13 protein-coding genes are annotated in these 14,542 nt (G+C 66.1%); 9 read left to right on the forward strand and 4 right to left on the reverse strand.

The features are described 5' to 3' along the window. The first annotated feature begins 4 nt into the window (after positions 1–4). Entirely contained in the window at positions 5–1,159 is a 1,155-nt protein-coding gene (locus tag QM707_RS05730) for an isovaleryl-CoA dehydrogenase (RefSeq protein ID WP_415000901.1), read from the forward strand. A 110-nt stretch (positions 1,160–1,269) separates the two neighbouring features. Beyond that, the gene (locus tag QM707_RS05735) at positions 1,270–2,775 is read left to right on the forward strand and encodes a DUF3369 domain-containing protein (RefSeq protein WP_415000902.1); all 1,506 of its coding nucleotides are present in this window, start codon (positions 1,270–1,272) and stop codon (positions 2,773–2,775) included. 509 nt (positions 2,776–3,284) lie between these two features. Here QM707_RS05735 and QM707_RS05740 read toward each other — a convergent pair. Then, complete coding sequence (locus QM707_RS05740) at positions 3,285–4,631, reverse strand: sensor histidine kinase (RefSeq protein ID WP_415000903.1); 1,347 nt, start codon at positions 4,629–4,631, stop codon at positions 3,285–3,287. A 170-nt stretch (positions 4,632–4,801) separates the two neighbouring features. Here QM707_RS05740 and QM707_RS05745 point away from each other — a divergent pair, with 170 nt between their 5' ends. The 7 genes from QM707_RS05745 (at position 4,802) to QM707_RS05775 (ending at position 12,007) form a co-directional block, all read left to right on the forward strand. Beyond that, on the forward strand, positions 4,802–5,977 hold the full coding sequence (locus QM707_RS05745; protein ID WP_415000904.1) for a thiolase family protein: 1,176 nt from the start codon (positions 4,802–4,804) through the stop codon (positions 5,975–5,977). Between the two features lie 128 nt (positions 5,978–6,105). Beyond that, positions 6,106–6,453, forward strand: coding sequence for a hypothetical protein (locus QM707_RS05750; protein WP_415000905.1), 348 nt, complete (start codon positions 6,106–6,108; stop codon positions 6,451–6,453). Positions 6,454–6,623: 170 nt separating this feature from the next. Then, the gene (locus QM707_RS05755) at positions 6,624–7,010 is read left to right on the forward strand and encodes a hypothetical protein (RefSeq protein WP_415000906.1); all 387 of its coding nucleotides are present in this window, start codon (positions 6,624–6,626) and stop codon (positions 7,008–7,010) included. 120 nt (positions 7,011–7,130) lie between these two features. Next, positions 7,131–8,738 (forward strand): carboxyl transferase domain-containing protein, encoded by a 1,608-nt coding sequence (locus QM707_RS05760; protein WP_415000907.1) that lies wholly within the window; start codon positions 7,131–7,133, stop codon positions 8,736–8,738. Between the two features lie 67 nt (positions 8,739–8,805). After that, on the forward strand, positions 8,806–9,525 hold the full coding sequence (locus QM707_RS05765) for an Hsp70 family protein (protein WP_415000908.1): 720 nt from the start codon (positions 8,806–8,808) through the stop codon (positions 9,523–9,525). Continuing rightward, positions 9,522–10,502, forward strand: a complete 981-nt coding sequence (locus QM707_RS05770) for an Hsp70 family protein (protein WP_415000909.1) — start codon at positions 9,522–9,524, stop codon at positions 10,500–10,502. Before QM707_RS05765 ends, QM707_RS05770 begins: the two co-directional genes overlap by 4 nt. Before the next feature lie 2 nt (positions 10,503–10,504). Beyond that, positions 10,505–12,007: a J domain-containing protein gene (locus QM707_RS05775; RefSeq protein WP_415000910.1), complete on the forward strand. Its 1,503-nt coding sequence runs from the start codon at positions 10,505–10,507 to the stop codon at positions 12,005–12,007. Between the two features lie 55 nt (positions 12,008–12,062). On the opposite strand, the gene QM707_RS05780 is transcribed toward QM707_RS05775, so the two are convergent. The 3 genes from QM707_RS05780 to QM707_RS05790 are packed head-to-tail and all read right to left on the reverse strand — an operon-like array spanning position 12,063 to position 14,434. Continuing rightward, positions 12,063–12,365 (reverse strand): DUF6587 family protein, encoded by a 303-nt coding sequence (locus QM707_RS05780; RefSeq protein ID WP_415000911.1) that lies wholly within the window; start codon positions 12,363–12,365, stop codon positions 12,063–12,065. Further along, complete coding sequence (feoB, locus tag QM707_RS05785) at positions 12,362–14,194, reverse strand: ferrous iron transporter B (protein ID WP_415000912.1); 1,833 nt, start codon at positions 14,192–14,194, stop codon at positions 12,362–12,364. The genes QM707_RS05780 and feoB overlap by 4 nt, the downstream gene beginning before the upstream one ends. Further along, positions 14,195–14,434: a FeoA family protein gene (locus QM707_RS05790; RefSeq protein WP_415000913.1), complete on the reverse strand. Its 240-nt coding sequence runs from the start codon at positions 14,432–14,434 to the stop codon at positions 14,195–14,197. Between the last annotated feature and the right edge of the window lie 108 nt (positions 14,435–14,542).

The following is a 14,542-nucleotide window of genomic DNA, read 5'->3' on the forward strand; positions in this document are numbered from 1 at the left end:
ACGCATGCACTTCCCCCACCTCGGCGACGACATCGATGCCCTGCGCGACACGGTGCGCCGTTTCGCCGACAGCGAGATCGCCCCGCGCGCGGCGCAGATCGACCACGACAACTGGTTCCCGCAGGACCTGTGGCCGAAGCTTGGCGACATGGGCCTGCTGGGCATCACCGTGCCGACCGAATACGGCGGCAGCGGCATGGGTTTCCTCGCCCACCTGGTGGCGATGGAAGAGATTTCGCGCGCGTCGGGTTCGATCGGCCTGAGCTACGGCGCGCACTCGAACCTGTGCGTGCAGAACCTCTATCACAACGGCACCGAGGAACAACGCAACCGGTTCCTGCCCAAACTCTGCAGCGGCGAACACAAGGGCGCGCTGGCGATGAGCGAGCCGGGCGCCGGTTCGGACGTGGTCGGCTCGATGAGCTGTCGCGCGGAACTCCGGGGCGATAGCTGGGTCGCCAACGGCAGCAAGATGTGGATCACCAACGGCCCCGAGGCCGACGTGCTGATCGTCTACATGCGCACGGCCGGCAAGGAAGCGGGCAGCCGCAGCCTCACCGCCTTCATCGTCGAACGCGGCATGAAGGGCTTCTCCACCGCACAGAAACTCGACAAGCTCGGCATGCGCGGTTCGAACACCTGCGAGCTGGTCTTCGAGAACTGCGAAATCCCGGCCGCGAACGTACTCGGCGAGGTCAACCAGGGCGTCAAGGTGCTGATGAGCGGCCTCAATACCGAGCGCCTCGTGCTCAGCGGCGGCCCGATCGGCCTGATGCAGGCGGCGATGGATCTCGCCCTGCCCTATGTGCGCGAACGCAAGCAGTTCGATGCGGCGATCGGCACCTTCGGCCTGATGCAGGGCAAGCTGGCCGACATGTACACGGCGCTGCAGTCCAGCCGTGCCTTCGCCTACCAGGTGGCCCGCGACTACGACGGCGGCCATGCCTCGCGCATGGACCCGGCCGCCTGTCTGCTGCACGCCTCCGAATCGGCCGTGCAGGTCGCGCTGGAAGGCATCCAGGCCCTGGGCGGCAATGGCTACATCAACGAATACCCGGCCGGCCGCATCCTGCGCGACGCCAAGCTCTACGCCATCGGCGCCGGCACCAACGAAATCCGCCGCATGCTGATCGGCCGCGAACTGTTCGCCGGCCACTGAGCCGCCGACACGCCCCGGACGGGGCGCCCGGAAGATTCCGTGCGCCGGGGCAGCTTTTCTCCCCCGGCTTTGGCTAGACTCCAAGGCGAGCCGTTGACTGCGGAACGCCCATGGATTTCCTCGCTGCATCGCCCGCCGCGCTACCCGCCTGGAAAGTCCTGCTCGTCGACGACGAGCCCGAGATACACGAAGTCACCCGCCTGGTACTGAGCGGCTTCCGCTTCGAGGATCGTCCGCTGCAGATCCTGTCGGCCGAAAGCGCCGCCGAAGCGCGGCAGCTGCTCGGCCGGCACGAGGACCTGGCCGTGGTGCTGCTCGACGTGGTGATGGAGAGCGATCAGGCCGGCCTGGAGCTGGTTCGCTTCATCCGCAACGACCTCGGCAACCGCAACGTGCGCATCGTCCTGCGCACCGGCCAGCCCGGCCAGGCGCCCGAGCATGAAGTCATCACGCGATACGACATCAACGACTACAAGGAAAAGACCGAACTGACGGCGCAGAAGCTGGCGACGACCATGTTCGCCTCCTTGCGCGCCTATCGCGACATCATGACGATCGAGGCGAACCGGCGCGGCCTCGAACGCGTCATCTCCGCCTCGGCGCACATCTTCTCGCACGAGAACCCGGCCGAATTCGCCTCGGCCGTGCTGTCGCAGCTGACCGGCCTCGTGGGCCTGGAACGCGGGGCCTTGTACTGCAAGGTTTCCGGCGATTTCGCCATCAACCCGGGGAACCTCGTCGTGGCCGCGGCGACCGGCGATTTCTCCCGTTTCGTCGACCACCCGGCCGGCGAGGAACTGCCGGCGCACATGCTGGTCACGCTGAGCGCGGCGCTGGACAAGAAGCAGCACCAGTTCCGCAAGGACCACTACGTGCTGCATTTCACCGACAGCCAGCAGAGCGAGAGCCTGCTCTACGTCGGCGAGACCTGGGACCTGTCCGACCTCGACTACCGTCTGGTCGAAGTGTTCTGCACGAACGTATCGATCGCCTTCGAGAACCTGCATCTCAACCAGGACCTGCTGGAAGCGCAGCGCGAGATGATCATCGTGCTCGCCGGCGCCGCCGAATCGCGGTCGCAGGAAACCGCGGCGCACGTGCGCCGCGTCGGCGAACTGGCCGCCTTCCTCGCCCGGCTCAGCGGCATGGAGCCGAGCCAGTGCGAACAACTGCGCTATGCCGCGCCCTTGCACGACATCGGCAAGATCGGCATTCCCGATGCGGTGCTGAACAAGCCGGGAGCGCACGATGCCGAGGAGACGCGCATCATGCGCGGCCACGCCGAGATCGGGCATCGCATGCTGGCGCTATCGCGCCGCGGCATCCTGAAGCTCGCCGCCGAGATCGCCCTGACGCATCACGAGAACTGGGACGGCAGCGGCTATCCGCGCGGCCTGTCCGGCGAGGACATCCCGCTGCCCGGCCGTATCACGATGCTGGCCGACGTCTTCGACGCCTTGGGCAGCCGGCGTTGTTACAAGGAAGCCTGGGACGAAGGCCGCATCCGCGAGTTCATCGCTTCGCAGAGCGGCATCAAGTTCGATCCGGCCCTCGTCGAAAAACTGTTCGCGCACTGGAACGAAGCGCAGGCGATCCGGGCGCAGATGCCGGATTAGTTGGCCCGTTTCGGGCTGCAGTTGCTTCGCGCTCGTCCCGGCATAGCGCAGGATGCGCGGGCCTAGAGCAAAACGCGCCCTAAAGCGAGCCGACTGATTTGCCGGGAGCAAATCAGGACAGCGAAGCTGGTCCCGAGCGTAGCGAGGGATGAGCACAGGGATGTGCGAACACAATCGCAGCCGACCGCGGGGGAAAGGCCCGACTGTCCGAGCGCAGGGATGCGCGAGTTCGGGCCGGCCCGCGGGCGGCGAGAAGCACAGGGTACGGCGAGAAAGGATTTCGCGCCGGCGAGTGTCGGGCGCAATGGTTTTGGGGCACCTTTTGCCGAAACAAGAGGTGCCGCCGCCCGCAGGGCAAATGCCTGGTGCAGCCAAACAGTCGCGATTGCCTCGCTCCTACGAGAAGCATTTTCGCTCGCTGCGATGGGTCGCGACTTGCGTCGTTCCTACAAGAAGCGAGATCGGTAGCTGCGATGGGCGCGACTTGCGTCGCTCCTACAAAACCAACGCTACGCGGCCGCCGGAAACCGCAGCTCGAATCGCACGCCCTTGCCGGGCGCGCTCTCGCATTGCAGGCCGCCGCCGAGCAGGCTGGTCGCGAGATTCCAGACGATGTGCATGCCCAGGCCCGATCCGCCCTCGCCTCGCCGGGTGGTGAAGAAGGGTTCGAAGACGCGCCGACAGGTTTCCTCGTCCATACCGACGCCGTTGTCGCGATAGACCATCAGGATCTCGTCGCCCTCGCGACTCGCCGTCAGCGTGATCAGCCCGTCCTGGCGATCTCGGAAGCCGTGCAGCAGGGAATTCATCACGAGGTTCGCGACGATCTGGTAGATGGCGCCCGGATAGGTATCGACCACCAGGGCGGTCGGACATTCGACTTCCATCCGGTGCGTGCTCTTCTTCATCGCCGGCAGCAGCGAGGTCTGCACTTCCTGCAGATAGACGCCGAGATCGATGCGCCGACGCTCTTCGCTGGACTGGTCCACCGCCACCTGCTTGAAACTGCGCACCAGTTTGTCGGCCCGCATCAGGTTGCGCAGGATCAGTTGCGCGCTTTCCGTCGCCATCTGGCGGAACTGTCCGAGCGCTTCGCGCGTCAGGCTGCCGTCTTCGATCTGCTGGGCGAGCCGGCGCGTTTCCTGGTCCAGATGCGAGGCCGCCGTCACGCCGATGCCGAGCGGCGTGTTGATCTCGTGCGCGACGCCAGCCACCAGGCCGCCGAGCGCCGCCATCTTTTCCGAATGCACGAGCTGGTCCTGCGCCTGCTGCAGTTCGACGATGGCGTCCTGCAGTTCGCGGTTGCTGCGGTCCAGCGCTTCGGTGCGTTGTTCGACGCGCGATTCGAGCTCGTGGTTGAGCTCGTCGAGTTCGAGTTCATGGTTCTTGAACTCGGTCACGTCGCTCGTCGTGCCGACCATGCGCAGCGCCTGGCCGTCGGCCTGGCGCTCGACCACGCGTCCGCGCGAGCGCAGCCAACGCCAGCTGCCCGCCAAATCCGGCGCGCGGTAGCTGATGTCGAAGTACTCGGTGTCGCCCTTGAAGTGCAGGACCATGGCCTCGTTGAAGGCATCGCGGTCGTCCGGATGCACCAGGGCGCGCATCGCGCTGGCGCGCGTGACGAGGTCGTGGCTGGACGCCTGCAGGTGCTTGAGCGGATTCGAGCGGCTCAGCGTGTCGGCCGCAAGATCCATCTCCCAGAGTTCGTCGCCGGTGCTCCAAAGCACGAGTTTCAGGCGCAGGCTGCTGTGTTCGTGGTCCGCCGCCTGACGCGCGCGCTCGCGCTGCCGGCCGGTCCACAGGCCGATGACGGTGGCGACGAGCAGGAGCACGACCGCGATCCAGGCGGGAATCATCCTTCCTCCGTCCGCGCCGTCAGGTGCGCCCCAAGGTTCAGGCTAGGCGTTGGACGCACGCCTGACAAGCGAAGCAGGCGAGATCCGACAGCCGAATCCGCCATGGCCTTGCGCTTGGACCGCCCCGCGCGCGGGCGCATAATATCGGGCTTCGCATCTCTGGAGTCGCCATGTCTTCCGTCGTCATCGTCGGCGCACGCCGCACCGCCCTGGGTTCCCTGCTCGGCCAGTTCACCGGCGTTCCGACCACCACGCTCGGTGCGACGGCCATCAAGGCCGCGCTGGAACAGTCCGGCCTCGAAGCCGATGAGGTGTCCGAAGTCATCATGGGTTGCGTGCTGCCGGCCGGTCTGGGCCAGGCGCCTGCGCGCCAGGCGGCCATCGCTGCCGGACTGACGATGTCCTCCGGCGCGACCACCATCAACAAGGTCTGCGGCTCGGGCATGAAGGCCGTGATGCTGGGCCACGACCTGATCGTCGCCGGTTCGGCCAAGGTCGTCGTCGCCGGCGGCATGGAATCGATGACCAATGCGCCCCACCTGCTCAACGGTTCGCGCACCGGCATCCGCTACGGCAGCACCGAAATGCTCGACCACATGGCCTGGGATGGTCTGACCAATCCTTACGACAAGCAGCCGATGGGCGTGTTCGGCGAACTGTGCGTCGGCAAATACCAGTTCAGCCGCGAGGAGCAGGACGCCTTCGCCGCCGAGTCGGTGCGCCGCGCCCTGGCCGCGCAGGCCGAAGGCGCTTTCAGCGAGGAGATCGCGCCGGTCACCGTGGCGGGCCGCAAGGGCGAAGTCATCGTCGACACCGACGAACAGCCGGGCCGCTGCGACATCGCCAAGATCCCGACCTTGAAGCCCGCCTTCAAGAAGGACGGCACGATCACGGCCGCGAGTTCGTCGAGCATCAACGACGGTGCCGCCGCCCTCGTGCTGATGTCGGGCGAACACGCCGAGAAGCGCGGCGTCGAACCGCTCGCGCGCATCGTCGCGCACAGCACGCATTCGCAGGCGCCGGAATGGTTCACGACCGCGCCGGTCGGCGCGATCGAGAAAGTGCTGGCCAAGGCCGGCTGGGAAGTCGGCGACGTGGACCTGTTCGAAGTGAACGAGGCGTTCGCGACCGTGGCGATGGCGCCGATGCGCGAGCTCGGCATCGAACACGGCAAGCTCAACGTGAACGGCGGCGCCTGCGCCCTCGGCCACCCGATCGGCGCCAGCGGCGCCCGTCTGATCGTGACCCTGATCCACGCGCTGAAGCGTCGCGGGGGCAAGCGGGGCGTGGCGGCCCTCTGCATCGGCGGCGGCGAGGCCACGGCCATCGCGATCGAGCTCGCCTGAACGCCGGCTTGCGGAGTCAAACTGAACGCTTGACTCCGGCCATAGACTTGTCATCATATCCGGCACGTGCGCCCTACGCGCACGTTTTGTTATTAACAAACGTTAACGTCTAGACGAGGAAATACCCCATGTCCCTGAACAAGACCCTGCTCGCCCTGGCCCTGGGCCTGGCCCTGACCGCCTGCTCGCAGCAGGCCGACCAGGCTGCCGACCAGGCTGCCGACGCCGCCGCCACCGCGACCGACGCCGCTGCCGACGCCACCGCCGCTGCCAACGAAGCCGCTGCTGCTGCGACCGACGCCGCCGCCACCGCGACCGACGCCGCTGCTGACGCCGCTGCTGCCACCACCGACGCCGCTGCTGACGCCGCTGCCGCTGCCGACACGGCCGCTGCTGCTGCGACCGACGCTGCCGCCGCTGCCGACACGGCCGCTGCTGCTGCGACCGACGCCGCTGCCGAAGGCGAGAAGAAGTAATCTCGCTTCGACCACTGGTCGATCGAAAGCCGCCGACGCAAGTCGGCGGCTTTTTTCTTGGCCGGGATTCATGGCCCCGGGCCAGCCGCGTTCGGTTCATGTTTCCTACACCGATGCGGTCACAAGCTTCCGTCACGCGGGCAGACCCCGCTATCCACGGAGCAGGAGCCATGAACACCTCATTGAAACTCGCCGCCCTGACGCTGGTTTCCTTCGGCCTGGCGGCATGCAGCAATCAAACCCCCACGGCCCAGCAGGAAGCGGCCGAGGCCGAAGCCGCCACGCAGGACGCGGGCGACAAGATCTCCGATGCCGCGACCGCCACCGGCGACGCCATCGTGCAGGGCGCCGACGCCGCCGCCGCCAGTACCGGCGAAGCGCTGGGCGAGGCCGCCGCGGCCACCGACGCCGCCGCCGACAATGCCCAGGCCGCCTACGAAGAGGGCAAGGCCAAGGCCGCCGATGCGGTGGGCGACGCTGCGCAGAACGTGGCCGACAAGATGAAGGAAGAAAAGGCGGAGGCCGAGGCCACCGCCGATGCGGAAAAGAAGGACTGATCCGCCATTCGCGTCGGGCTCGGGAAAGCGCGCTTCGGCGCGCTTTCTTTTTCCGCCCCTCGGCATTCGGCCGACCGCGCCGCTGAATTACACTGTCGCGATTCCGGTCGAGTTCTCCTCATGCCCGCACTGTCGTCCCAGGTCGATCCCCGCAGCCCCGAGTTCCAGGACAATGCCGAGCACCTGCGCGAGCAGGTGGCGGCGCTCGATCGCAGACTCGAACAAGCCAGCCTCGGCGGCGGCGAGAAAGCGCGCAACAAGCACACCGAACGCGGCAAGCTGTTGCCACGCGAACGCATCAGCGCCCTGCTCGACCCGGGCTCGCCCTTCCTCGAACTTTCGCCACTGGCGGCCGATGGCATGTACGAAGACCAGGCACCTGGCGCCGGCATGGTCGCCGGCATCGGGCGCGTGCACGGACAGGAAGTGGTGGTCGTGGCCAACGATGCGACGGTAAAGGGCGGCACCTATTTCCCGATCACGGTGAAGAAGCACCTGCGCGCGCAGGAAATCGCGTTGGAAAACCGCCTGCCCTGCATTTATCTCGTCGATTCCGGCGGCGCTTTCCTGCCGCTGCAGGACGAAGTTTTCCCGGACAGGGAACATTTCGGTCGCATCTTCTACAACCAGGCCCGATTGAGCGCGCAGAACATCCCGCAGATCGCCGTCGTGATGGGCAGCTGCACCGCCGGCGGCGCCTATGTGCCGGCGATGTGCGACGAGAGCATCATCGTCAAGGAACAGGGCACGATCTTCCTGGGTGGCCCGCCGCTGGTGAAGGCTGCGACCGGCGAAGTCGTGGACGCCGAAGCGCTCGGCGGCGCCGACGTGCACACCAGCGTGTCGGGCGTCGCCGACCACTACGCCGAAAACGACCGCCATGCGCTGCAGATCGCCCGCGACATCGTCTTCAACCTCAACCGCAAGAAGTCGCTGCCGGTCGCCGTGCAGCCGCCGCGCGAACCGCTGTTCGCCGCAGAGGAGCTGTACGGCATCGTGCCGAAGGACACGCGTCGCCCGTTCGACATCCGCGAGATCATCGCCCGCCTGGTCGACGGCTCCGAATTCCAGGAATTCAAGGCGCGCTACGGCAAGACGTTGGTGACGGGCTTCGCGCATATCCATGGCTACCCGGTCGGCATCGTCGCCAACAACGGCATTCTCTTTGCGGAATCGGCGCTCAAGGGCGCGCATTTCATCGAGCTGTGCAACCAGCGCGACATCCCGCTGGTCTTCCTGCAGAACATCACCGGCTTCATGGTCGGCAAGAAGTACGAAAACGCCGGCATCGCCAAGGACGGCGCCAAGATGGTGACGGCGGTGGCCTGCTCGCACGTGCCGAAGTTCACCGTGATCATCGGCGGCAGTTTCGGCGCCGGCAACTACGCCATGTGCGGCCGTGCCTACGGCGCGCGCTTCCTGTGGACCTGGCCGAACGCGCGCATCAGCGTGATGGGCGGCGAACAGGCCGCCTCCGTGCTGGCGACGGTCAAGCGCGACGGCATCGAAGCTTCGGGAAAAGAATGGAGCGCGGACGAGGAAGAGGCCTTCAAGTCGCCGATCCGCGAGCAGTACGAACGCCAGGGCCATCCCTTCTACGCCAGCGCCCGCCTCTGGGACGACGGCATCATCGACCCGGCCGATACGCGCCGCGTGCTCGGCCTGGCCCTGTCCGCCTCGTTGAACGCACCGATCGAGAAGACCGGCTTCGGCGTGTTCCGGATGTGACCCGAGCGGGCATTTTTCTTCCGCCTGTTCGCGGATAATCACCTCTTTTCGGCGGACCCCCTGGCGCATGATCGTCGGTATCGACCTTGGCACTACCCATTCACTGATCGGCATCTACGAAGACAGCGCACCGCGATTGTTCCCGAACGCGGTCGGTGAACTGTTGACGCCTTCCGTCGTCAGCATCGGGGACGATGGCGGCGTCCTGGTCGGCGCCGGCGCGCGCGATCGCCTGATTACGCATCCCGGCGCCAGCGTCGCCGCATTCAAGCGCTGGATGGGCACCAATCGCAGCACTCAGTTGGGCAAGCGCAGCTTCCGTCCCGAGGAGTTGTCGGCGCTGGTCCTGCGTTCCCTGCTGGCCGACGCGGAGGCGGCGCTCGGCGAAAAGGTTCGTGAAGCCGTGATCAGCGTGCCGGCGTATTTCGGCGACGCGCAGCGCAAAGCCACTCGTGCGGCTGGCGAACTTGCTGGAATCAAGGTCGAGCGCCTGATCAACGAGCCCACCGCCGCTGCGCTGGCGTATGGCCTGCAGGAACGCATCGACGGTTCCACGTTCATCGTGCTCGATCTGGGCGGCGGCACATTCGACGTGTCCATCCTCGAGATTTTCGATGGGGTGATGCAGGTACATGCCAGCGCCGGCGACAATCACCTCGGCGGAGAAGACTTCCTGAAGGCGATGCTTGAGGCCTGCTGCAAGGATCTGGAGATCGACACGCGGCTGTTGCCCCGGGGGAACTGGCCCAGCTGCTGGCCAGGCTCGAAATCGCGAAGAAGCAGTTGAGCCAGCAAGACGAGGTCCGCATGACCCTGCAGGCCGGCGGCCAAACGCGCGAGTGGACAATCACCGAGAGCCGTTTCCAGCAACTCGTCGAACCGCTGCTGCAGCGCGTGCGTGCGCCGATCGAGCGCGCGCTGCGCGACGCGAAGCTGTCGCCCGGCGACCTCAGCGAAGTGGTGATGGTTGGCGGAGCGTCGCGCATGCCAGTGTTTACCCGACTGGTGGCCCGAATGCTCGGCCGCCTCCCCCTGCGCCATGTACACCCGGACCAGGCCATTGCCTTCGGCGCCTGCATCGCGGCGGGCATGAAGATGCGGAACCGGACGTTGGAAGAAGTGGTCATGACGGACGTCTGCCCGTACACGCTGGGCATCGCGACCGCACGAGAGGACGAGCACGGGCGCATCAGCGACGGCCACTTCTCGCCCATCATCGAACGCAATGCCACGGTGCCGATCAGCCGCTCCGAGCAGTTCAGCGCGATGCAGGACGGCCAGCGCGAGATAAGGCTGGAGATTTTCCAGGGCGAGAGCCCGCGCGTGGCCAACAACGTCTTGTTGGGTACCCTCGACATCCGCCTGGCGAAAAAGATTCGCAAGCACCAACCGGCGATCGACGTGCGCTTCACCTACGACGTCAATGGCGTGCTGCAGGTCGAATCCACCACTCTCGGTACCGGCGAAAAGCGCGAGCTCATCCTGCAGGACAATCCCGGCGTATTGAGCGATGCCGATATCCGCGAACGTTTGGCCTCGCTGTCGGCGCTGAAGGTGCATCCACGCGAAGACCAGGCCAACCTGGCCGCGATCGCCCGCATCGAACGCCTGTACGAAGAGCGTCTCGATCAGCGCGGCATGCTGCAGGACTGGTTGGCGCGTTTCATGGCGGTGATGGAATCGCAGGATCGCCTGCGCATCGAACGCGAGCGAGGCGAACTCTCGAACGCACTCGACAAGCTCGAATCGCAAGGCCTCGACTGAGCATGTCGCCATTCAAGATTCTCGGCCTCGATGGTAGGGCCGACGCCGTCCAGGTCAAGCGCGCTTATGCCGGACTGCTGCGCCAGCACCGTCCGGACGAGGATCCGGAGGGGTTCCAGCGAATCCACGAGGCCTACGAAGCCTGCCTGGAACAACTGCGTTGGCGCGAACAGGGTTGGGACGACGATAGCGAAGACGAGACGCTTGAGCGGGGCGAAGAACCCGCCGTCCAGTTCGCCTCGGTCGATGCGCTCGACGACGCCTCGTTCGTCGTGGTCAATGCCGGTGCGACCGCCAGCGGTGCTGCCGATGCCGCGAACGAATCAATCATCGGGGAGTCGGAGGAGGGATTCGACTCGGCTGCCTTCGCCGAGGAACTGGCCCAACGCATGCGCACCGACACCCCATCCGGGGTGGAAACCTGGTTGCAGGCGCATCCCGACCTGTACTCGCTGGAACGCAAGCACGCCCTGCAATACCCCGTGGTCGCCGCCCTAGAAATGGTCGAACCCACGGCGGCCGCCCCTCATTTCGAAAGCGTCACCACCTTCTTCGGGCTGGATAGCATCTCCGGCGTCGATAGTCAGTTGCGTCACCGCCTGTACGAGGTCCAACGCCGCTTCGGCGACATCGAGGAGTTCAAGCGTGTGCTGCGCACCCAGGCAGGGCCGTATGCCACCTGGACCGACAGGAAGATCGCGGATGAATTGGTGCAGCCGTTCTCCTGGTTGCGTCGCTTGTGTCTGATCGCATTCCCCGGGCTGCCCAACCGTACCGGGAACTTCGCGCGGGCCTTGCATGCTGCCGATCCGGATGCGGCATCGACCGACATCAACCAGAGCGCCCAGCGCTTCTGGAATCGCGCGACCGATCGCAATGCGCTGCATCGCGAGCGATTTGCGTTGATCGCTACAAGATTGTTGCTATGGACCGCTGTCATTGGCGCCTATGTGGTCGCAATCGATGAGGGCCGTGGATTCGCGCTGAATTGGGCAATGGGCTTCGGCGGGTCTTTCCTGCTCTGGCTGGCCTATGCCCTGGTCGTGCTCGGCCTCATCCGCTTCCACGACTACAACCAGGCGCGCATGCAATGGGACTGGCTGCTTCTGCTCACCGCCATCGGCCTGGGTTGCGGCGTGGCCTTGGTGGCGATGGACCTCAGCGGCAGCATCCCTTTCATCGTGACCACCATCTTCTGGCTGGGCAGCCGTCACCCTGGCGGCGAAGGGTGGAGCCAGAGTCAGGTCGCCGCCTTGCTCACCGGCATTTCGGCCTGCGGCCTGGTTCTCCTTACCCTGGACAAGCTGGTCGGCGATGGGCTGGCCTTGCGATATCAAATCTGCGCAGCCGTACTGAGCGCGTTCGCGATGCTCACGATCCACGACATCCTGCTATCGCGAGTTCGAGGCCTGTCGCTGCCTGTCGCTCGCACGCAAACGGGATGGCTATGGCCGCTGTTCGGGGCCCAGCTGGTCCTGCTGTTCGTGGTTTCCTTCACGCTCTAGGCCTGCCCACGGGACGGGCCAGACCCCAAGCGACGACAAGACCGAACCTGCGCGCTCAGCCGATGATGCGGATGCGCAGCGGGTCGTTGGATGCCGGCGTCGTTTCCTGCACGGGATTCGTCGCACAACTGCCGCAAGTCGTGCAACCGCTGCCGCAGCCCTGCCCGCTCGCGACTTCCATCGGCCTCAGCCAGCGCCCGATGCGCATCGACCAGGCCGGACGACCCTTGCGTTCGAGCGAATACGATAGCGAGGCCTGCATACGCCAGGCCGTCTTCGGCGCATAGCGCTTGAACGCGCGCCAGGCGCAGGCCAGAACGATCAGGCCGACGATCGCGAGTTGCAGGCCTTCGCTCATGTGCTCAACGCCAGCGTGATGCGGTAGGTGAGGAACGAGGCCAGGTAGGCCAGGGCGAACAGGTAGCCCGTCGCGATCGCGACATTGCGCCAGGAGTTCGTCTCGCGCTTGATCACCGCCAACGTCGACAAGCACTGCGGTGCGAACACGTACCAGGCCAGCAGCGAGAACGCCGTCGCCATCGACCACTGCGACGCGATCATGATCCCGAGTTGTTCCGCGGCGACATCCTCGCCCCCGGAAATGGCGTAGACGGTGGCCAGCGAAGACACCGCCACCTCGCGCGCCGCCAGGCCCGGCACCAGGGCGATGCAGATCTGCCAGTTGAAACCGATCGGAGCGAACAGCGGCTGCATCAGGTGGCCGAGACGGCCGGCGAAGCTGTAGTCGATGGCCGGGCCGACCGCATCGGCCGGCGCCGCCGGGAAGTTCAGCAGGAACCACAGCAGCACCGTCAGCGTCAGGATGATGCCGCCGACGCGACGCAGGAAAATCATGGCGCGTTCCTGCAGGCCGATCAGCACGTCGCGCGGATTCGGCACGCGGTAGGACGGCAACTCCAGCATCAGGGCGTGTTCGCTCTTGTCCCGGCGCATCAGTTTCATGACCCAGGCCACGGCCATCACGCTGACGATGCCGGCCACGTACAGACCGAAAAGCACCAGTCCCTGCAGGTTGAACCAGCCGACGTCGCGCTGCGGAATGAAGGCGCCGATCAGCAGCGCATATACGGGCAAACGCGCCGAACAGGTCGTCAGCGGCGCCACGAGGATGGTCGCGAGACGATCGCGCGGGTCCTGGATGCTGCGCGTGGCCATGATGCCCGGAATCGCGCAGGCGTGGCTGGACAACAACGGGATGAAGGAGCGGCCCGTCAGCCCGGCGGCGAACATCATGCGGTCGAGCAGGAAGGCCGCACGCGGCAGATAGCCCGATTCCTCTAGCACGAGGATGAACAGGAACAGGATCAGGATCTGCGGCAGAAAGACGACCACGCCGCCGAGGCCGCCGACGATGCCGTCCACCAGCAGACCGCGCAGCAGCCCCTCGGGCAAGGTATTGCCCAGCAACTCGCCGAGCCAGGCGGTGCCGGCTTCGATGCCGTCCTGCAGCGGCGCTGCCCAGGAGAACACCGCCTGGAAGATGAGGAACATCAATACGACCAGCACCACCAGGCCCCAGACGCGATGCAGCAACCAGCGATCGAGCGCATCGTCGATCTCGGCGGTGCGTCGCGGCATCACCACCGTATCGGCGAGCAGCTCGCGTACGAGGGCATGCTGGTCGCCATCGGCGAAATCGGACAGCGCGGGCGCAGGCGGCAGGCTCGCGTCGAGGTGATCGACAAGCGTCTGGGCGCCGCCCCGCTTCACCGCCACCGTTTCGACGACGGGAATACCGAGCCGACGCGAGAGTTCGGCGACGTCGATCTGGATGCCGCGACGGCGCGCGGCGTCCATCATGTTCAGGGCCAGCACCATCGGGCGGCCAAGGCGACGCACCTCGAGCACGAAGCGAAGATGCAGGCGCAGGTTGGTCGCGTCGGCGACGCAGACGATCAGGTCCGGCACGGCTTCGCCCGGGAAGGTGCCGTGGCAGATATCGCGCGTGATCGCTTCGTCGGGGCTGGCGGCGTCGAAGCTGTAGGCGCCGGGCAGGTCGAGCACCTGGAACACGCGACCCGAGGCGGCGGTGAAGCGACCTTCCTTGCGCTCGACGGTGACGCCGGCGTAGTTCGCTACCTTCTGGTGGCTGCCGGTCAGCAGGTTGAACAATGCGGTCTTGCCGCAGTTCGGATTGCCGACGAGGGCGATGCGCATCGTGCTCATTCAGGCCTCCAGCGCCACGCGGATGCGCGCCGCTTCACTGCGACGAAGCGCGAACCGCGTATAACCCACCTGCACCAGCACCGGCTCGGCGCCGAGCGGGCCGTGCGCGACGATGCGGATGGGTTCGCCCTTCACGAAACCGAGGTCGCGCAATCGTTTGGCGATCGCGTCTTCGGCGCGCAGGCTCTCGACCTCGTCCACGATCGCCGTGGCGCCCCTCGGTAGTTCGGTTAGACGCATGGCCTGCCCGCCAATCAAGAATAGTTCTCATTATATGTCAGCCAGCGCCAGGCGGGGGCCTGCCCCGGCCCGCCCGTCGGTCGGGCCAAAACCCGCAATCCGGCTATC

The sequence above is a fragment of the Arenimonas sp. genome (assembly GCF_047602345.1).
Lineage (GTDB): Bacteria > Pseudomonadota > Gammaproteobacteria > Xanthomonadales > Xanthomonadaceae > Arenimonas.